At 72.6% G+C, this 19,549-nt stretch carries 14 protein-coding genes; 6 read left to right on the top strand and 8 right to left on the bottom strand.

Annotated features, from left to right (window positions below; all coding sequences use genetic code 11):
* Nucleotides 1–621 precede the first annotated feature (621 nt).
* Nucleotides 622–1,860: an acyltransferase family protein gene (locus tag DTL70_RS08435; RefSeq protein WP_114021231.1), complete on the top strand. Its 1,239-nt coding sequence runs from the start codon at nucleotides 622–624 to the stop codon at nucleotides 1,858–1,860.
* 80 nt (nucleotides 1,861–1,940) lie between these two features.
* Here the strand turns inward: DTL70_RS08435 and DTL70_RS08430 are convergent, their stop codons facing one another.
* The 3 genes from DTL70_RS08430 to DTL70_RS08420 all read right to left on the bottom strand — a co-directional run bounded on the left by DTL70_RS08430 (nucleotide 1,941) and on the right by DTL70_RS08420 (nucleotide 6,676).
* Entirely contained in the window at nucleotides 1,941–4,475 is a 2,535-nt protein-coding gene (locus DTL70_RS08430; protein ID WP_114021290.1) for an FtsX-like permease family protein, read from the bottom strand.
* A gap of 44 nt (nucleotides 4,476–4,519) precedes the next feature.
* The gene (locus DTL70_RS08425) at nucleotides 4,520–5,371 is read right to left on the bottom strand and encodes an ABC transporter ATP-binding protein (protein ID WP_114021230.1); all 852 of its coding nucleotides are present in this window, start codon (nucleotides 5,369–5,371) and stop codon (nucleotides 4,520–4,522) included.
* A 141-nt stretch (nucleotides 5,372–5,512) separates the two neighbouring features.
* Nucleotides 5,513–6,676 (bottom strand): PP2C family protein-serine/threonine phosphatase, encoded by a 1,164-nt coding sequence (locus DTL70_RS08420; RefSeq protein ID WP_114021289.1) that lies wholly within the window; start codon nucleotides 6,674–6,676, stop codon nucleotides 5,513–5,515.
* A gap of 124 nt (nucleotides 6,677–6,800) precedes the next feature.
* Between DTL70_RS08420 and DTL70_RS08415 the strand changes: the two genes are divergently transcribed.
* The gene (locus DTL70_RS08415; RefSeq protein WP_114021288.1) at nucleotides 6,801–8,057 is read left to right on the top strand and encodes a GNAT family N-acetyltransferase; all 1,257 of its coding nucleotides are present in this window, start codon (nucleotides 6,801–6,803) and stop codon (nucleotides 8,055–8,057) included.
* Between the two features lie 47 nt (nucleotides 8,058–8,104).
* On the opposite strand, the gene DTL70_RS08410 is transcribed toward DTL70_RS08415, so the two are convergent.
* Nucleotides 8,105–8,953, bottom strand: coding sequence for an Fpg/Nei family DNA glycosylase (locus DTL70_RS08410; RefSeq protein ID WP_114021229.1), 849 nt, complete (start codon nucleotides 8,951–8,953; stop codon nucleotides 8,105–8,107).
* A 4-nt stretch (nucleotides 8,954–8,957) separates the two neighbouring features.
* Nucleotides 8,958–9,455 (bottom strand): ribose-5-phosphate isomerase, encoded by a 498-nt coding sequence (locus DTL70_RS08405; protein ID WP_114021228.1) that lies wholly within the window; start codon nucleotides 9,453–9,455, stop codon nucleotides 8,958–8,960.
* A gap of 220 nt (nucleotides 9,456–9,675) precedes the next feature.
* On the opposite strand from DTL70_RS08405, the gene DTL70_RS08400 reads away from it, so the two are divergent.
* Nucleotides 9,676–11,193 carry an amino acid permease gene (locus tag DTL70_RS08400; protein ID WP_114021227.1) on the top strand — a complete coding sequence of 506 codons (1,518 nt, stop codon included), beginning with the start codon at nucleotides 9,676–9,678 and terminating at the stop codon, nucleotides 11,191–11,193.
* A 105-nt stretch (nucleotides 11,194–11,298) separates the two neighbouring features.
* Here the strand turns inward: DTL70_RS08400 and DTL70_RS08395 are convergent, their stop codons facing one another.
* Nucleotides 11,299–11,907, bottom strand: coding sequence for a biotin transporter BioY (locus tag DTL70_RS08395; protein WP_114021226.1), 609 nt, complete (start codon nucleotides 11,905–11,907; stop codon nucleotides 11,299–11,301).
* A 304-nt stretch (nucleotides 11,908–12,211) separates the two neighbouring features.
* Here DTL70_RS08395 and DTL70_RS08390 point away from each other — a divergent pair, with 304 nt between their 5' ends.
* Nucleotides 12,212–13,663 carry an amino acid permease gene (locus tag DTL70_RS08390; protein ID WP_114021225.1) on the top strand — a complete coding sequence of 484 codons (1,452 nt, stop codon included), beginning with the start codon at nucleotides 12,212–12,214 and terminating at the stop codon, nucleotides 13,661–13,663.
* Between the two features lie 210 nt (nucleotides 13,664–13,873).
* A complete protein-coding gene (locus tag DTL70_RS08385; RefSeq protein WP_114021224.1) occupies nucleotides 13,874–14,515 on the top strand; it encodes a superoxide dismutase in 642 nt (213 codons plus the stop codon).
* 178 nt (nucleotides 14,516–14,693) lie between these two features.
* Here DTL70_RS08385 and DTL70_RS08380 read toward each other — a convergent pair whose 3' ends face one another.
* Nucleotides 14,694–15,332: a DsbA family protein gene (locus DTL70_RS08380; protein WP_114021223.1), complete on the bottom strand. Its 639-nt coding sequence runs from the start codon at nucleotides 15,330–15,332 to the stop codon at nucleotides 14,694–14,696.
* Nucleotides 15,333–15,498: 166 nt separating this feature from the next.
* Between DTL70_RS08380 and pepN the strand changes: the two genes are divergently transcribed.
* Nucleotides 15,499–18,144: an aminopeptidase N gene (pepN, locus tag DTL70_RS08375; protein ID WP_114021222.1), complete on the top strand. Its 2,646-nt coding sequence runs from the start codon at nucleotides 15,499–15,501 to the stop codon at nucleotides 18,142–18,144.
* A gap of 76 nt (nucleotides 18,145–18,220) precedes the next feature.
* Here the strand turns inward: pepN and DTL70_RS08370 are convergent, their stop codons facing one another.
* Entirely contained in the window at nucleotides 18,221–19,309 is a 1,089-nt protein-coding gene (locus tag DTL70_RS08370; protein ID WP_114021221.1) for a LysR family transcriptional regulator, read from the bottom strand.
* Nucleotides 19,310–19,549: the final 240 nt, after the last annotated feature.

Below are 19,549 nucleotides of genomic sequence, written 5' to 3'. Positions count from 1 at the left end.
CACACCCTCATGGTCGGAACCTCACCCGGCCTGGGGGCCTGCCACCGTGGTCACACCCCCGCGCACACGGCGCCCACCCATCGTGCCACCAACTCCGGTGGCGCAGGGACCGGGTGACCGTCCGTCGCCCCCATCATCGGGTAAATCCTCACCGTTGACACCGGGTACGCGCTTCACGATGTTGACGGGGTTGACGGGGTTGACGTGCCCGAGGGGGTTGACGGGGGCGCGCCCGGGGAGGGGCAGCGGGGTCCGTAATTCAGCCAACGGTTTCGACTTTCGGCCTGATCAATGCGCGGCGTCGCATATGTGCACGTGGTGCATTGCGGTCGGCACCGAGTGCCGTTTGTCGCGGGCCTGTGAATTGCTGGTGCAGGGCTGTGAATTGTGGGCTCGCTCACAGGGCCCCACAGGGCGCCGACTGAGCCTCGCGTGGCGCCGCCGGGGGCACGAGTGCGGGGCGCCGGCGCCCCGTGGGACCGGGCTCGAGCGGGGCAGCGGGTGCCAAACCGAACATTCACGCCAGGATCCGTCAGCTTCGTTCCGGTGCAGGGGAATAGGACGCGGGGAGGCGGGAAGAAGAGGCGCGACGAGAATTTACGGTCCACAGGTTCGCGCGCTATGGTGCGGCAGATGTTGCACGCTGGTTATGAGCGGGCGCCGCTCCCCCCCGTCCGCCAGGAGTCACCCTCCGAGACGCCGCCGGCGTCGCCGGAGGAGCCTGCGAAGCCGCAGTCCCCCAAGGCGCAGAAGAAACCAGCAGCCAAGCAGCGGGACCCGTTCTTCGACAACGCCAAGTACCTGACGATCGTTCTCGTCGGGATCGGCCACGCCTGGGACCCGTTGCGCGAGGACAGCCGTACGGCGGAAGCGCTGTACTTCGTCCTCTACACGTTCCACATGCCCGCTTTCATCATCATCTCCGGCTATCTGTCCAGGAGTTTCGAGGGCAAGCCGAAGCAGGTGCAGCGGCTGGTCACCGGGGTCGTGGTGCCCTACCTGGCGATTCAGTTCGCCTACACCTTCTTCATGCGCTGGGCCAACGACGACCCGGACCGGGAGTTCCACTTCCAGGAGCCCGGATTCGCACTGTGGTTCCTGTGCGCACTGTTCATCTGGCGGCTGACGACCCCGCTGTGGAAGAGCCTGCGCTGGCCGATGCCGGTCGCGCTGGTGATCGGCGCCGCGGCCAGCGTGACTCCGTCGATCGGCGGCGACCTGAACCTGATGCGCATCGGGCAGTTCCTGCCCTTCTTCGTGCTCGGCCTGCAGTTGCAGCCCCGCCATTTCCAGTTGGTCAAGCGCAAGGAGGCGCGGTACATCGCCGTGCCGGTCACGCTGTGCGCCATGGTCTTCGCCTACTGGGCGGTGCCCAGGATGTCCAAGGCCTGGTTCCTGCACGACAAGGCGGCCGCGGACATGGGCGTGCCCTCCTGGGCGGGCGCTGTGATGTATCTCGCGCTGTTCGGCTGCGGCCTGGTGATGACGGCCTGCTTCCTGTCCTGGGTGCCGAGGCGGCACATGTGGTTCACCGTGCTGGGCGCGGGCACGCTCTACGCGTACCTGCTGCACATCTTCTTCATCCAGGGCTCGCGCCAGTTCGACTGGTACGAGATGGACTGGGTCGACCACCCGCTGAGCCGGGTCGCCATCACCGTGCTGGCCGCCGTGATGATGACGGTGCTGTGCACGCCGTGGGTGACGAGGCTGTTCAAGTTCGCCATCGAGCCGAAGATGGACTGGTTCTTCAAGCGCGATCCGGGCGCCATGGCCCGGAAGAGGGAGTCCTCCCCCACCACGGGTTCCGCTCCCGCGTCGGGCGAGGCCGCACGGCATCCGGTCTCGCACCGGAAGCGGTAGCCCGCTCCCGCACACGGCTCGGCCCCCTCTCCCTTGCACGGGAGCAGGGGGCCGACTCGTGTGCGCGGGGCCCGGGCCCGTCAGTGCCGGCCGGCCGGGGCAGGCACGGGCAGCACCGCACGCGCGGGCACCGTCGTGGCGGCGAAGGTGAGCACCGTCACGGTGGCCGCGATCGCCGCGTACAGGGCGGGGGGAACGTGCGGCGGCGCCTGGAAGAGCCCTTCGGTCATCGGGCCGAGGGTGAGCAGGGCGATCCCGGTGCCCAGGGCGAGGGCCGAGACGGTGATCAGCGCCGCCTCCCAGTGCACCATCCGCAGCACCTGGCCCCTGGTCGCGCCCAGCAGCCGCAGCGCGGCCATCTCGCGGCGCCGGTCGGCGACGGTCATCACCAGGGTGTTCGCCGCGGCGACGGCGGCGAAGCAGCTCAGGACGAGGGCCATGGTGAGGTTGCCCCACCTGTTGACGGCGCGGTCGCGGTCCGCCGCCCTGGTCCAGGCCGAGGTGTCGAGGACCTCGCCCAGGGCGCTGAGGGCCTTGGTGACCCGCGCGGTGTCGGCTCCCGGCTCCTGGCGGACCAGTACTTCCGCGTCGTAGGGCGAGGCCAGATGGCCCTCCAGCGTCGCGCGGTCCAGCACGATCGGGGAGAGTCCGGTGCCCCGGGTGTGGACGGCGACCACCTCGGGCCGCACCTCGGTGCCGTCCGGCAGCCGCAGGCCGATCCGGTCACCGAGGCCCACGCGGGCGCCGCGGGCGACGAGGCGGTCGATGGCGACGGTGCCGTCCCGCAGGTCGTCGAGCGAGCCGTGGCTCACGCCGAGGTCCTCCACCGCGGACAGCCGGCCCCGGTGCTCGCTGACGCCCTGCGCGTCCGCCGCCTGCAGGAAGGTGCCGCCGGAGCGGATCTCCACCAGCACCGTCGTGCGCAGTACGCCCACCGCGGCGGTCACGCCGGGCGTGCGGGCCGCGCGCTCCGCCGCGGTGCGCGGCAGCCCTGCGCTCTCGTCACCACCTGAGCCGGTGACGATGTGATCGGCACGCAGCCCCGCCCGCTGCTGGAGGTCGCTCTGCCGGTCCTCGCTGGTCTGGAGGAAGAGCAGCGTGCAGCCAAAGGACATGGCCAGGACGACGGGCGTGAGCACCGATGCCAGCCTGCGGGCGTTGGCCCAGGTGCCCGCGGCGGCCAGCGCGGAGGCGGCGGAGCCGGCGCGCAGCGGCAGCCCGAGCAGCCAGGAGCAGGCCTTGGCGACGTACTGGCCGAGCAGGGCGACCGCCGTCATCAGCAGCAGCACCACGCCCAGCGCCAGGTTCGCCGCGTCCTCACCGCCCTCCTGGCCCGCCACCCGCACCATGGCCAGGCCGCCCGCCAGCGCGCCGAGCCCCAGGAGGGTGCGCACGACGCCGGGCCGGAACCGTTCGCGGGCCGCGTCACCGAGCGCCTCCTTCGGCCGCGTCCTCGCTGGGCGGCGTGCGGCGAGGTGGCCGGCCAGCAGCGCGGTGCCGACGGTGACGCCGACGGCGACGGCCACCGAGGTCGTCCCGAAGTGAAGGTGGACGCTCTTCGGTACGGCGTCGCGCTCGCGCAGCGCGCCGAACCACCAGCGGGCCAGCGCCGCTCCGGGCAGACAGCCCAGTGCCCCGGCGAGCGGCGCGACGAACAGCGTCTCGGTGGCGACCGTGCGGCGTATCTGGCGTGGGGTGGCGCCGACGGCGCGCAACAGGGCGAACTCGCGGCGGCGCTGCGTGAGGGAGAGCGCGACGGTGCCCGAGGCGGTGAAGACGGCGGTCAGCGTGGCGAGGACACCGAAGGAGACGCCGAGGGCCTCCAGCGCCTCCTTGCCGTACGCCACGTCCGCGCCCTCCGCGGCGCCTTTGGCCTGGCCGGTGCGGACGAGGGGTCCTTCGCCGAGGGCGCGGCGCAGCCGGGAGGCCACCGCCTCGGTGTTGGCTCCCGGCGCGGTCAGGACGGCGAGGGCGTCGGCGCGAGAGGGGTGGCCGGCGAGCGCCCGTGCCCCGGCGTCGGAGAACCAGGCCGCCGTCCCCTCGTCCTGCGGTCCCTTTCGTGCGACGCCGGTGACGCGGAAGGTGCGGTCTCCGTCCGCGGTGGTGAGCCGGAGGGTGTCGCCGGGGGCCAGGTCGCGGGCCGCCGCGGTGTCCGCGTCGAGTACCACGTCGCGGTCGGTGCGGGGCGGCCCGCCTGCGGTGAGTCCGGTTCCCGTGAAGGCGGCGGAGCCCCAGCCGTGGCCGGTGAGGGTTGCCGCGGGGTGGTGGGCGCCGACGGTGGCGGTCACATCGGGGACGACGCGTGCCACGCCCGGGACGGCGCGCGCCGTGGCGGTGGCCTTCTCCACGGCGATCCTGGCGCGTTCGGGGACGGTCTCGCCGACGTCCGCACGGGCCTCGCCGCTACCGGTGAACAGGTGCGCGCGCTGGTCGGCGGTCACCACGACGGGCGCGTCGGCGTAGCGGTGCGGTACCGCGCGGGCGCGCGCTCCCGTGTCCGCCAGGAAGGCGCAGGCCGAGACGATCATCGCGGTCATGGTGAGCGCGACGAACGTGCCCGCGAAGGCGACCGGATGGGCCCGGACCGCGGACCGCGCCAGCCCGTTGGGCAGCATCCTGACCGGCCAGGGCGCCCGCGGGCGCCGGGCACCGGGCGGGCTCACGCGACGGCCTCGGGGCGCGGCTGCGGCCCGCACGGGTCCTGGCGGGCGGTGAGGGCGCTCATGCGTGCCGCGATCAGGCCGGCCGTGCGGGCGGTGTCCGTGCCCGCGTGACAGACCAGGCTGTCCACCAGGGTGCCGTCCGCCAGGAAGAGGACGCGGTCGGCGTGGGCCGCGGCGGCCGGATCGTGGGTGACCATGACGAGCGTCGCGCCGGTGCCCGCCGGGCCCACCGGTTCGGGCGGGGCGTCCACCGCGGCGCGCAGCAGGGCGAGGATCTCGCCCGCCGTACCGGTGTCCAGGGCGCCGGTCGGCTCGTCGGCGAAGATCACGTCGGGTGAGGTGACCAGCGCACGGGCGAGCGCCACTCTCTGCTGCTGCCCTCCGGAGAGCTGGTCGGGACGGCGGCGCGCGTACGCGCCGAGGCCGACCTGGGCCAGCACGCGCGCCGACCGCCGTCGGTCGGGGCGGTGCCCGGCCAGCCGCAGCGGCAGCAGCACGTTCTGTTCGACGGTCAGGGACGGCAGCAGGTTGAACGCCTGGAAGACGAAGCCGAGCCGGGTGCGGCGCAGCGCGGTGAGCTTGTTCTCACCGAGCGAGGCCAGGTCGGTGCCGCCGAGGCGGACGGTGCCCGAGGTGGGCCGGTCGAGTCCGGCGGCGCACTGCAGCAGGGTGGACTTTCCCGATCCCGAGGGGCCCATGACGGCCGTGAAGCTGCCGTACGGGAGCGTCAGGGAGATGCCGTCGAGGGCCCGCACCCCACGCCCGTAGCGCCGGGTGACCCCGCGCAGTTCCACGGCGCCCCTCGCCCCTCCCGGTGCGATGGGTGCCCCCTTCGGGTGCTCGCGCATGCCGCTCTCCGTCCCTGGTGATCCCGCGAGTTGGTCACCTCGAACGTATGGATCAAGGGTGGGTCCGGGCCATCCCGCTTGCCCCAGAGCCGGGGGTGGGGACAGCACCAGTACGGGGCGTGGGGCAGGCCGGTGCGGCCCTCAGTCGCGGCAGATCAGCAGTAGTGCGCGGTCGTCGTTGACGTCGCGGGCGACCGATTCGATCAGGTGCCAGGCGGCGCCGTGGAAACTGGAGGAGACGTAGCGGTCGGCTTCGCCCGCGAGGCGGTCCATGCCCTCGGTGAGGTCGCGTTCCGCGGTCTCCACCAGCCCGTCGGTGAAGAGCATCAGCACGTCGCCGCGGCGCAGCGTGCCCTTGACGGGGTCGAATTCGGCGCCGTCGTAGACGCCCAGCAGCGGGCCCTCGGCGGCCTTCTCCTCCCACTTGCCGGAACCGGCGTTGAGCTGCATCGCGGGCACGTGGCCGGCGGAGAGCAGCTCGTAGTCGCCGCTGTCGAGGTCGAGGACGAGGTGGACGGAGGTGGCGAACCCCTCGTCCCAGGACTGGCGCAGCAGATAGCCGTTGGCCGCGGGCAGGAAGGCGTGCGGCGGCAGCGAGCCGAGCAGCCCGCCGAAGGCACCGGACAGCAGCAGGGCGCGGGAGGCGGCGTCCATGCCCTTGCCCGAGACGTCGGTGAGGACGAGCTCCAGGGTGCGCCGCTTCGGCCCGGTCCTGGCGGCGACGACGAAGTCCCCGGAGAAGGACTGGCCGCCCGCGGGACGCAGCGCCATCTCGTGGTGCCACCCAGCCGGCAGCTTGGGCAGCTCGCTCTGGACGCGGATGCGTTCGCGCAGGTCGAAGAGCATGGTGCCGCCGCGTCTCCAGGGCACGCCGACGCGGCTGCGGAACTGGGCGATGAGCAGGCCCGAGAGTCCTGCGGCGGCGACCACCAGGATGGTGCCGGGGGTGACGCGTCCCGCGCCGTCGTTGAACTCCCAGGGCTCCAGCAGCAGTGACTCGGCCATCAGCGCGATCGCGGCCGCGGCGTAGAGCGCCAGCAGGCTGGCGGGCCGCAGCAGCAGCCCGCCGGCGATGAGGGGCAGCACCAGCGCCTCGGGGGCGCACCACAGCGGGGTGAGGACGGTGGCGCACGTCAACGCCGGGACGGTGAGCAGCAGTCCGGCCAGCGCGACCCAGTCGGAGGCGCCGCCGCGGAAGTAGTCGACGGCGGATTTGCGCAGGTTGGTGCGGACCCGGTGCCAGGCCTTGAGTGCCTGGTGCGACCGGGTCGTCGCCTTGGAGGGTCCCGCGCGGCGTTGCGCCATGCTCACGGAGCCTAGCCACCCCTCTGGTTGCCCGTCGATTCCCGGCGTGGGCACCGGGGGCGTGCGCCGCGCCCGCGGCCAAAATCGTTAGCCGGTGTTCGAATGGCCTGCTGTGATGGGCCGCATGACGACTGAGCCGCGTGTTCTCCAGCCCTCCGAGTGGGACGCCTGGTACGAGAGGGTGCTGAGTGCGTTCGTGGACGAGGAGACGCCCGAGGAGCGGAACCTGTACCGCTCGCTGACCGAGATCGAGCGCTGCCTGGGGGTGTGGGACGAGGGGCGTCCTGTGGCCACGGCGGGGCTGCTGTCCTTCCGGATGGCCGTCCCCGGAGGCGCCGTGGTGCCCACCGCCGGGGTGACGATGGTGAGCGTGGCACCCACCCACCGCAGGCGCGGCATCCTGCGGTCCTTCATGCGCCGCCAGTTGGACGACATCCGGGCGGCGGGTGAGGAGCCGCTGGCCGTGCTGACGGCGTCGGAGGCGGCCATCTACGGGCGGTTCGGATACGGCCTGGCGGCGGGCCGTATGGCGGCCAGGATCGACACCAGCAGAAGCACGCTGAACCTTCCCGCGCCCCTGGCCGCCGAGGCGGACGCGCTTCGACTGCGGGCCTCCGACACGGCCTCCGCACTGCTCGCGGAGTGCGAGGCGGTCTACGCGCGGGCCGTGCCCCTGCGCCCGGGGATGCTGGAGAGGCGCCCGGGATGGGAGCACGCGCCCCTGCTCGACCCCGAGCGCCGGCGCGACGGCGCCTCACCGCTGCGCTGCGTGGTGGCTCTGCGCGACGGCACGCCCGTGGCGTTCGCCCGCTACGCGGTCAAGCTCGGCGCCTCCGCGTCGGGCGCGCCCGAGGGCGAGGTGCGGCTGCGGAACCTGGAGGCCGTGGACGCGGCCGGACACGCGGCGATGTGGCGCTTCCTGTGGTCCCTGGACCTGACGACGTCGATCGTCGCGGACAACCGGCCGCTGGACGACCCGTGGCTGCACCTGGTGGACGACCCGCGCAGGTCCGCGAAACACCTCAACGACGACACGCTGTACGTGCGCCTCGTGCAGGTGGGCGACGCGCTGGCCGCCCGTTCCTACGGTGCCCCGCTGGACGTCGTCCTGGAGGTCGAGGACACCTTCTGCCCGTGGAACAGCGGGCGGTGGCGGGTGTCGGGCGACGAGAAGGGCGCCGTGTGCGAGCCCACCCGGGAGGCGGCCGATCTGTCGCTGTCCGTGCGGGAGCTGGGCCGCGCCTACCTGGGCGGCACCTCCCTGGCCGCGCTGGGCAGCGCGGGTCTGGTGCGCGAGGTGCGGCCCGAATCCGGCGCGCTGCGGGCGGCGGCCACCGCCTTCACGAGCGAGACGGCCCCCTGGCTGCCGCACGGCTTCTGACGAGGCGCACGGGGGGGCCTGCTCGGGCAGCGGGCACGGCCGGCGTCTCATCGGCCCCGCGGGCGCTCCCGCTGGCAGTGGGGGCACCAGAAGAGGTTGCGGGCGGCCAGTTCGGCGGTGGCGACGGGGCTGCCGCACACCAGGCAGGGCTGCCCGGCGCGGCGGTAGACGTAGACCTCGCCGCCGTGGTCGTCCACGCGCGGCGGGCGTCCCATGGCCTCGGGGGTGTGCGCGTGACTGACGGTGTCGATGCGGTTCTTGCGCACCCCGTCCGTCATCAGGGCGACCAGGTCCTCCCAGAGCCCGTCCCACTCGGCGCGGGCCAGGTCGCGGCCGGCGCGGTAGGGGTCGATGCCGTGCCGGAAGAGGACCTCGGCGCGGTAGACGTTGCCGACGCCGGCGACGATCTTCTGGTCCATGAGCAGCGCGGCGATGCTCGTGCGGCTGCGGGAGATCCGCGCCCAGGCCGCCTCGGGGTCGGAGGCGGCGCGCAGCGGGTCGGGCCCGAGCCGGTCGCTGACGGCGCTTTTCTCGGGTTCGGCCAGCAGCTCGCAGCGGGTGGGGCCGCGCAGGTCCGCGTAGTGCAGCGGTCCTGCGGGGGTCTCGCCGGGTCGGGTGGCGAGCCGCAGCCGTACCTGGCCGACGGGCTCGGGGGGCGTCCCTTCGCCGAAGCGGAAGGTGCCGTACAGGCCCAGGTGTATGTGCACCCAGCCGACGGGTCCGAAGCCGAGGAAGAGGTGTTTGCCGTGCGCCTCGGTCGCCGTCAGCGCCGCGCCGTCGAGCAGCGCGGCGCCGTCGGCGAACTTGCCCTGGGGGCTGGACACGTCCAGCGTGTGCCCGGCGAACCGGTCCGCGACGTCGCGGGCCAGCCGGTGGATGGTGTGTCCCTCGGGCACGGGATCAGGGCTTGGAGGGTGCCTGCGGGTGGTGGGCGGGGACGGGCGGCAGCTCACCGGTGCGCTCGTAGTCGGCGAGCATGCCGATGCGGCGCCGGTGGCGCTCGCCCTGCGAGAAGGAGGTGTTCAGGAACGTCTCGACGAAGGAGACGGCCTCCTCGGTGGTGTGCATCCGGGCGCCGACGCTGACGAGGTTGGCGTCGTTGTGCTCGCGGGTGAGCGCGGCCGTCTCGGCGGACCAGGCCAGGGCGCAGCGCGCGCCGGGGACCTTGTTGGCGGCCATCTGCTCGCCGTTGCCGGAGCCGCCGATGACGATGCCGAGGGAGCCGCTGTCGGCGACCGTGCGTTCGGCGGCGCGGAGGCAGAACGGAGGGTAGTCGTCTTCGGCGTCGAAGAGGTGGGGGCCGCAGTCGACGGGCTCGTGGCCCACGGACTCCAGCCACTCGACGAGGTGGTTCTTCAGTTCGTAACCGGCATGGTCGGAGCCGAGGTACACGCGCATACCGAGAGTGTGTCATCCCCGCGGCGCGTGGCCCCGCGCAGGGCAGGGAAGGCGGCACGGCATGTCACGCCGGTGACCGTACGCGGTGGCCGGGTCCCGGTACGTCGCCGTCCGCTGTTGCGCGGGCAACACATGGGATTCGGCTCTTCCGTTGCGGGCAGCACGACCTTTTACATGTGAACGCTCGTTAAAGACGACCTCACGAGGAGCCGGCTGCCCCATGAGTTCCCAGCAGACCCCGCGTACGCCGGGGGTGCCGCCGCAGAAGCCGCCGCCGCGGGCCGCCGAGGCCGCAGCGGCCCCCGCGGCCGCACAGGACGGCGACGGCCTCCAGGCAGGCCTCAAGAACCGCCATCTGTCCATGATCGCCATCGGCGGCGTCATCGGCGCCGGCCTGTTCGTCGGCTCCAAGGCCGGCATCGCCGACGCCGGACCCGGCATCCTGCTCTCCTACGCGCTGGCCGGGCTGCTGGTCGTCCTGGTGATGCGGATGCTGGGCGAGATGGCCGCCGCCGACCCCGCCTCCGGCTCGTTCTCCACCTACGCCGACCGGGCGCTGGGCCGCTGGGCCGGGTTCACCATCGGCTGGCTGTACTGGTTCTTCTGGGCCGTCGTACTGGCCGTGGAGGCGACGGCCGCCGCCGACATCCTGGAGGGCTGGATACCCGCCGTCGACCAGTGGGTGTGGGCCCTGCTGGTGATGCTGGTGCTGACGGGCACCAACCTGATCTCCGTCGGCTCCTACGGCGAGTTCGAGTTCTGGTTCGCGGGCATCAAGGTCGTGGCGATCATCGCCTTCATCGTCGTCGGCATGGTCGCCTTCGTGGGCCTGCCGCCCGCCGACAGCGCGGCCGGGCTCTCCCACCTGACCGGGCAGGGCGGGTTCCTGCCCCACGGTCCCGGCGCCATCCTCTCCGGGATGCTGCTGGTGGTCTTCTCCTTCATGGGCAGCGAGATCGTCACGCTGGCCGCCGCCGAGTCGCCCAACCCGGTCGCCGCCGTGCGCAAGGCCGTCAACAGCGTGATCTGGCGGATCGGCCTGTTCTACATCGGCTCGATGTTCGTGATCGTGGCGCTGCTGCCGTGGGACTCGAAGGCCATCGCCGCCGACGGCCCGTACGTGGCCGTGCTCGACGCGCTGGACATCCCCTACGCGGGCACCGTCATGGACGTCGTCGTGCTGACCGCCGTCCTCTCCTGCCTCAACTCGGGCCTCTACACCGCCTCGCGGATGGCGTTCTCGCTGGGTGAGCGCGGGGACGCCCCGGCCTCCTTCGGCCGCACCAACAAGCGGGGCGTGCCGACCGCCGCGATCCTGGCGTCGGTTGCCTTCGGTTTCGTCGCGGTCTTCTTCAACTACATCGCCAAGGACACCGTCTTCGAGTTCCTGCTCAACTCCTCGGGCGCCGTCGCGCTGTTCGTGTGGCTGGTCATCTGCGCCTCGCAGCTGCGGATGCGGCGCCGCATCGAACGGGAGGCGCCGGAGCGGCTGACGGTGCGGATGTGGCTGTACCCGTACCTGACGTGGGCGACGATCGGCCTGATCGTCTTCGTGATCGGCTACATGTTCACCGACGACGACGGCCGCACCCAGATGCTCCTCTCGCTGGCCGTCGCGGCGGGCGTGCTGATCACCTCGCTGGTCAAGGACCGTCTCGGGCGCGGAAAGGCACGGGCCGGGGAACCGCTGGGCGGGGCGGCCCAGGCGCCGCCCCGCTCCCCCGCCGACGCGGGCTGAGCGGTGTGCGCCCCTCCGGGGACGCAGGAGGGCCCGGCGCCTGTACGGCGCCGGGCCCTCGGTGTGCGCGGCGTGCGGAGCGCTGCGCGCGGCGTGCGAGCCGGCTCAGCCCTTGCGGCCCGCGAGCTTCCAGGCGGCGGGCAGGGCGCCCATCGCCAGCGCCGCCTTGAGGGCGTCGCCGATCAGGAACGGCACCAGGCCCGCGGCGACCGCCTCGCCGAGCGACATGCCCGTCGACAGCGCCAGGTAGGGGACGCCGACGGCGTAGATCAGCGCCAGGCCGACCGCCATCGTGCCCGCCGTACGCAGCGCGCCCCGGTCGCCGCCGCGGCGGGCCAGCGTGCCCACGGCGACGGAGGCCAGCAGCATGCCCATGACGTACCCCAGCGTGGGCAGCCCCGCGCCGGAGGAGGCCTCGGCGAACCACGGCATCCCGGCGACGCCCGCCACCGCATACAGCGCCAGCGCGAGGAAGCCGCGCCCGGCGCCCAGCCCGGCGCCGACCAGCAGCGCGGCGAAGGTCTGTCCGGTCACCGGCACGGGCGAGCCCGGGATCGGCAGCGCTATCTGCGCGGCGATCCCGGTCAGCGCGGCGCCGCCGACGACCAGCGCGGCGTCCCGCACGCGGGCGCGGGCGGCGCTGGAGGCGGGCAGCAGATCCGCGAGCACGGCTCCGGGGCGCGGGGTGGCTGCGGCGGAAGTGAGGGCACTCATCTGGCATCTCCGTCTCGTCGGTCTCGTGCCCCATGACGCTAGCCGAAACCGTCCGATGGCTGTGCGTGAGCGGACCGTGAGCTTGGCGACAGTGCCCAGTGCGCGCGGGGCGGGGTGAACTGCGCGACAGCCGGGCACGGGTGGGCGGTTCACCCCGTATTCACCCGCAACGCGGCCTGTCCGTATCGCGGGATGGGCTGCACGATTATTGATGTGCCGGGGCTGCCTCCCGAACACTGTGGGGGCACCACGCACCACGCACCGCTCTGTCCCCGTTCACCCCTCACACCCAGGAACGGCCCCTATGACGCGCACCGAGACGTCCGACGCGCCGCACCCGCCCGACGAGCCCGCCAAGCCCTCGGGACCGGACGGCGGCGCGTCCGACGGGCGCTCCCTCTCCCACGGTCTCAAGCAGCGCCACCTGTCGATGATCGCCCTCGGCGGTGTCATCGGCGCGGGCCTGTTCGTCGGCTCCGGCGCGGGCATCGCCGCGGCGGGCCCCTCGATCGTCCTCGCCTACGCCGCCTCCGGGGCGCTGGTGATGCTGGTGATGCGGATGCTCGGCGAGATGTCGGCTGCCCGCCCGGCCTCCGGCTCCTTCTCCGTCCACGCCGAGCGGGCCCTGGGACCTTGGGCGGGTTTCGCCAGCGGATGGATCTACTGGACGCTGCTGTGCGTCGCCATCGCGACCGAGGCCACCGCCGCCGCCAAGATCATGACGAGCTGGCTGCCGGGGACCGAGCAGTGGATGTGGGTCGCGCTGTTCATGGTCCTGTTCTGCGCCAGCAACCTGGCCGCGGTCCGCAACTTCGGTGAGTACGAGTTCTGGTTCGCCACCTTGAAGGTGCTGGCGATCAGCGCGTTCCTGGTGCTGGGGATCCTGGCCATAGCCGGACTGCTGCCCGGCACCGACGCGCCGGGCAGCAGCCATCTGACCGGCGACGGCGGCTTCTTCCCCACCGGCACCGACGGGCTGATCGTCGGCCTGCTCGCCTCCGTCTTCGCGTTCGGCGGTCTGGAGACGGTGACGATCGCGGCGGCCGAGTCGGAGAAGCCGGTCTCCGGCGTCGCCACCGCGGTGCGCACCGCGGTGTGGCGGATCGCGCTGTTCTACGTGGGTTCCATGCTGGTGATCGTCACCCTGATGCCGTGGAGCGACGAGTCGGTCAAGTCGGGCCCCTACGCCGCCGTGCTGGACTACGTCGGTATCCCCGCGGCCGCGCAGGTGATGAACGTGGTGGTGCTCATCGCGCTGCTCTCGGCGATGAACGCCAACATCTACGGCGCCTCGCGCATGTCGTACTCGCTGGTGGAGCGGGGCGAGGGCCCGGCCTTCCTGAACCGGCTGAGCCCGCAGGGCGTGCCGCGCTACGCGGTGATCGCCTCGTCCTTCTTCGGCTTCGTCGCGGTCCTGTTGAACATCTTCTGGGAGAAGACGGTCTTCACCTGGCTGCTGAACATGGTCGGCGCGGCGACGCTGGTCGTGTGGGGCTTCATCGCCGTCGCGCAGCTGGTCACCCGCTACCGGCTGGAGCGGGAGGCGCCCGAGAAGCTGGTGGTGCGGATGTGGCTCTTCCCGGGCCTGACGATCGTGGCGGTGCTGGCGATCCTCGCCATCCTGCTGCTGATGCTGCGCGAGGGCGACACCCGCACCCAGCTCGCCTTCACGGCAGGCCTGACGGTGGTACTGGCCGCCGTCGGCTACGTGCGGCAGCGCACCCGCCCGCGCCCCGCGGTGACCGAGGACGCCTGACGGTGCCTCGACCGCGAGCCCGGCACGGGCCGAAAGAAAGGACCGGGAGGGTCGAGAGGGCCGGAAGGACCGGGAGGACCTAGGCCTCCGGCCCCCCATGCCAGGAGCGGAGCGCCCCTCGGATCGAGGGGCGCTCCGCTCTTTCGCGTGCTCTTGCTGCTAACTTCTTGTTGCAAGTAATGTGCATTAGCGAGCGAAGGGCGAGAGGGCATGTCGACATACACCTTGCCGGAGCTGCCGTACGACTACTCCGCGCTGGAGCCGGTCATCAGCGGCGAGATCATCGAGCTGCACCACGACAAGCACCACGCCGGGTACGTGAAGGGGGCCAACGACACCCTCGAACAGCTCGCCGAGGCCCGCGACAAGGACGCGTGGGGGTCGATCAACGGCCTGGAGAAGAACCTCGCCTTCCACCTGTCGGGGCACATCCTGCACACCATCTACTGGCGCAACATGACCGGTGACGGCGGCGGCGAGCCCCTGGAGAGGGACGGCACCGGCGAGCTGGCGGACGCCATCGCGGAATCCTTCGGCAGCTTCGCCAAGTTCAAGGCCCAGCTGTCCAAGGCCGCGGCCACCACACAGGGCTCGGGATGGGGCGTGCTGGCCTACGAGCCGGTCACGGGCCGGCTCATCGTCGAGCAGGTCTACGACCACCAGGGCAACGTCGGGCAGGGCTCCGTGCCGATCCTGGTCTTCGACGCCTGGGAGCACGCCTTCTACCTGCAGTACCGCAACCAGAAGGTCGACTTCGTCGAGGCCATGTGGCGCGTCGTCAACTGGCGCGACGTCTCGGCCCGCTACACGGCCGCCAAGGAGCGCGCCAACAACCTCCTGCTGGCTCCGTAACCCGGCGGCGCGGCAGCCCGGCTTCCGTCCTCGTGATCGTCTTCTCAACCTTCGCGGCGGGCGGGAGGAGAAAAGAGAGCGGCCCCCTGTGCGGACGTGACGCACAGGGGGCCGCTCGCCGCCCCTCGGCACAGTCGAAGAGCGGCTCAGTCGATGAACGGCTCAGCCGATGAGCGGCTCAGTCGAAGAGCGGCTCCACGTCCCTGGTGCGCTTGAGCTCGAAGAAGCCGGGGGTCGAGGCCACCATCAGGGTGCCGTCCCACAGCCTGGCCGCCGCCTCGCCCTTGGGCGCCGGAGTGACCACAGGACCGAAGAAGGCGACCTGCTTGCCCACCTCGTCCGGGACGGCGATGACCGGCGTACCCACCTCCTGACCCACCAGGGAGATGCCCTCCTCGTGCGAGGCGCGCAGGGCGGCGTCGTAGGTGTCGGTGTCGGCGGCGTCCGCCAGCGCGGCCGGCAGTCCCACCTCCTCCAGCGCCTCGATCAGCACCTCGCGGCTCAGCTCACGGCCGCCCGGGTGCACGCGGGTGCCGATCGCGGTGTAGAGCGGGCCGAGCACGTCGCTGCCGTGCTCCTGCTCGGCGGCGATGCAGACGCGGACCGGGCCCCAGCCGCGCGCCATCAGCTCGCGGTAGCGCTCGGGCAGGTCGTCGACCCGCTTCTCGTTGAGGACCGACAGGCTCATCACGTGCCAGCGGACCGAAACCGGCCGTACCTTCTCCACCTCCAGCATCCAGCGGGAGGTCATCCACGCCCAGGGGCACAGGGGGTCGAACCAGAAATCGGCGGGTGTCGCCTCGGGCGTCTCGGACATGCGCTCTCCTCGGAGGTGGGGCGGATCGTCTCGGACGCCGACAACATCGGCGGCATCGACCGCATTCCCGGGTACGGGCGCCCAGCGGCACGTGCGATGCTGAGCGGGTTGTTCACCATACGAGACGTGGACGGATCCAGACCCTGAAGCGAGAGGGAGCGTGGCAGTGCCCGGAGAGAACTTGACCCGCACCGAGGCCCGGCAGCGCGCCGCGCTGCTGAGCGTGAGCGGGTACGACGTGGCGCTGGATCTGCGCTCGGCCGTCGAAGCACCACCGGCCGAGGGGCCGCGCACCTTCAGGTCGACGACGACCATCCGCTTCACGTGCGCCGAGGAGGGCGCCACCACCTTCGCCGACCTGGTGGCACCGCACGTCCACTCCGTCACCCTCAACGGCGCCTCCCTGCCCGTCGACGAGGTCTTCGACGGCACCCGCGTCACCCTGCGGGGGCTGCGCGCCGACGGTGAGAACGTGGTGACGATCGACGCCCGGTGCGCCTACAGCCGCACCGGCGAGGGCCTGCACCACTTCCTCGACCCGCAGGACGGCGAGGTCTACCTCTACACCCAGTACGAGCCCGCCGACGCGCGCCGCGTCTTCGCGAACTTCGAACAGCCGGACCTCAAGGCGCCCTTCGACTTCACCGTCACCGCGCCGGCCGGCTGGACGGTGCTGAGCAACGGCGCCCAGGAGGGCGAGCCCCGCCCGGTCGACGGCGGCAGCGCGGCGGTGTGGCGCTTCGCCCGCACCCAGCCGATCTCCACCTACATCACCGCCGTCGTCGCCGGCCCCTACCACTACGTGACCGACACCTACCGGCGCACCTTCGCCGGAGGCACCTCCCGGGCCGAAGGCTCCCAGGGAGGCGGCGAGCTGGAGATTCCGCTCGGCGCGCTGTGCCGCAAGGCGCTGGCCCCGCACTTCGACGCCGAGGACATCTTCACCGTCACCAAGCAGGGCCTGGACTTCTTCCACGACCACTTCGACTACCCGTACCCGTTCGGGAAGTACGACCAGGCGTTCGTGCCCGAGTACAACATCGGCGCCATGGAGAACCCCGGATGCGTCACCTTCCGCGAGGAGTTCGTCTTCCGCGGCAAGGTCACCGAGGCCTCCTACGAGGGCCGCGCCAACGTCATCCTGCACGAGATGGCGCACATGTGGTTCGGCGACCTGGTCACCATGGAGTGGTGGGACGACCTGTGGCTCAAGGAGTCCTTCGCCGACTTCATGGGCGCCTTCTCGCTCGTGGAGGCCACCCGGTTCACCGGCGGCTGGATCACCTTCGCCAACCGGCGCAAGTCCTGGGCCTACCGCGCCGACCAGCTCCCCTCCACCCACCCCGTCACCGCCGACATCCGGGACCTTCAGGACGCCAAGCTCAACTTCGACGGCATCACCTACGCCAAGGGCGCCTCCGTCCTCAAGCAGCTGGTCGCCTACGTCGGCAAGGACGCCTTCCTGGAGGGCGCCCGCCGCTACTTCCAGCGCCACCAGTGGGGCAACACCCGCCTGGAGCACCTGCTGGCCGTGCTGGAGGAGACCTCGGGGCGCGACATGGGCGAGTGGTCCAAGGCGTGGCTGCAGACCGCCGGGGTCAACACCCTCACCCCGCAGCTCACCTACGACGCGGACGGGCGCGTCACCGAACTCGCCGTCCTCCAGGAGGCTCCCGACGCGCACCCGGTGCTGCGCCCGCACCGCGTCGCCGTGGGCCTCTACCGCCGCGACGCGGCCGCCGGTGTGCTGGAGCGGTACGCGCGCGCCGAGGTGGACGTCACCGGACCGCGCACCGCCGTCTCCGAGCTGACCGGCGCCGACCGCCCCGACCTGGTCCTCGTCAACGACGCCGACCTCACCTACTGCAAGGTCCGCTTCGACGACGCCTCCCTCGCCACCCTCCGCGACCACCTCGGCGAACTCACCGACCCCCTCGCCCGTGCGCTGTGCTGGTCGGCGCTGTGGAACCTCACCCGCGACGGTCTGATGCCCGCCAGGGACTTCCTGGCGCTGGTGCTCAGGTTCGCCGGCGACGAGAGCGAGATCGGCGTCCTGCAGATGCTGCACGGCCAGGCCAAACTCGCCCTCGACCGCTACACCGCGCCCGCCCGGCGCGCCGAGGGCGCGCGGCTGCTGTCCGAGGGCGCCGTCACCGGGCTGCGCAACGCCGAGCCCGGCAGCGGCCACCAGCTGGCCTGGGCCCGCTTCCTGGCCGCGGTCGCCAGTGGGGAGGCGGAGCTGCGCCTGCTGCAGGGCCTGCTGGCCGGCACGGCGCGCGTCGACGGGCTCGGGGTGGACCAGGAACTGCGCTGGACGTTCCTGGGAACGCTCGCCGCCGAAGGGATCGCCGACGAGGCCGCGATCGGCGCGGAGCTGGCCCGGGACGACACCGCGTCGGGCAAGCGGCACCAGGTGCGGTGCCTGGCGGCCCGGCCGTCCGCCGCGGTCAAGGCCCAGGCGTGGGCCGGGGTCGTGGAGTCCGACACGCTGTCCAACGCGCTCGTCGAGGCGACCATCGCCGGGTTCGACCAGAGCGGCCAGGCTCAGCTGACCGCGCCCTACGCCGAGCGGTACTTCGAGGTGCTGGAGTCCGTGTGGGCCTCGCGTTCCATCGAGATCGCCATGGCCATCGTGCGGGGGCTGTTCCCCGCGGCGCAGGGCGACCAGGCGACGCTGGACGCCGCCGACGCCTGGCTCGGCGCCCACGCGGACGCGGCGCCGGCCCTGAGGCGGCTCGTCGCGGAGTCCCGCGACGACCTGGCCCGCGCCCTGCGGGCCCAGCAGGCGGACGCCTCGGCCGGGGGCGCGTGAGGGAGCCGGCGTCCCCGCCCTTCACCGTTTCTGTGGGGGGCTCTGCCCCCCCCACCCGGAATCGCCTCGCTCGTCCTCAATCGCCGGACAGGCTGAGATCAGCCTGTCCGGCGATTGAAGTCCGGGGGTCCGGGTGGGGGTCCCCCCGGCCGGAGTCTGGGGGAGGAGCCCCCAGGAAACGCTGGAAGGGCGGGGCCGGGGCAGCGTTCCGGGTGGTCAGCCAGCGGGCATAGGCGGGGCTCGACCTGGCGACCGCCTCGTAGGAGGCCCGCAGGTCCGCGAAGACGGCGTCGCCCTCCTCACCGAGCCCCGTCCCGCTGCGGAAGCCCACCACCAGCCGCACCCCGAGCGGATCGCCCTCCAGGGGGACGATGGACATGCCGGGCCGCGGCTGGGCGGTGGGCTGGCAGGGGGTGACGACCTCGCCCGCCGCCACCAGGTCGCCGGCGGACAGGTAGTCGCCGTAGACGATGCGCGGGTCGACGCCCGCGTCCACGAACACCCGGCGCAGCCCGTCCCAGTCGCCGTCGACGGACGGGTCGACCATCCACTTCTGGTCGGCCAGTTCGGCGAGGGCGACTGCCCGTCCGGCGCGGGCGGCCGCGTGGGTCTCGTGGACGGCCACGAACTGGGGTTCGCGGCGCACCAGGACGCGGAGTTCGACGCCGTCGGGCACCCGCAGCGGCGAGCCCTCCACCTCGTGCACGAAGGCGGCGTCGAGCTGGTTCCCCGCGACCATGCGCAGCAGGGTGTTGGCGGATACGTCGGTCTGGAAGGTGATGTCGCGCTCGGGCAGCCTGCCGTTGAGGCGCCGCAGCCAGCCGGGGACGGCCCTGCTGCCGGTGCTGCCGAGCCGCAGCCGCGTGCCCGGGCCGCCGGGGCCGAGCCCCGCGGCGTCCTTCGCCTCGCGGACCAGTTCGGTCATCTGCGCGACGATCGGCCGAGCGCGGGTGAGGACGGTGCGGCCGAGCGGGGTGGGTTTGCTGCCGGTGCGCTGCCGGGTGAAGAGCTGGCCGCCGACGGCCTGCTCGATGCGGCGCAGCTGGGTCGTCAGCGACGGCTGTGTCATGCCGAGTTGGCGGGCCGCCTTGTGCACGCTGCCGGTGTCGGCTATCGCGCACAGTGCACGAAGATGCCTCACTTCGAGCTCCACGCCTGGGAGCATAGCGGCGGTGTCAGTGGTCGTACCAGACGGCGACGGGGCCGCGAAGCGGCGGCGACGGCGCGGTGAACGGCGCCGCCCGCCCGGCCGGGTGCGCTCAGGGAGGACGGGGCGCGCGGGGCGATAACCCCGCCCTATCGCCACCTGGCATCATTCCGGAACGCCGTCCGCTCGAACAGAATCTCCCGCAGCGAGCATCCGTCCCAAGGAATCCGCCCCAAGGGACCGGCGGCGCCCCCACGC

The organism is Streptomyces diacarni (genome assembly GCF_003323715.1).
GTDB lineage: Bacteria > Actinomycetota > Actinomycetes > Streptomycetales > Streptomycetaceae > Streptomyces > Streptomyces diacarni.
Note: the sequence above shows the minus strand (reverse complement) of the source record. Positions and strands in the feature narration are given on the sequence as shown.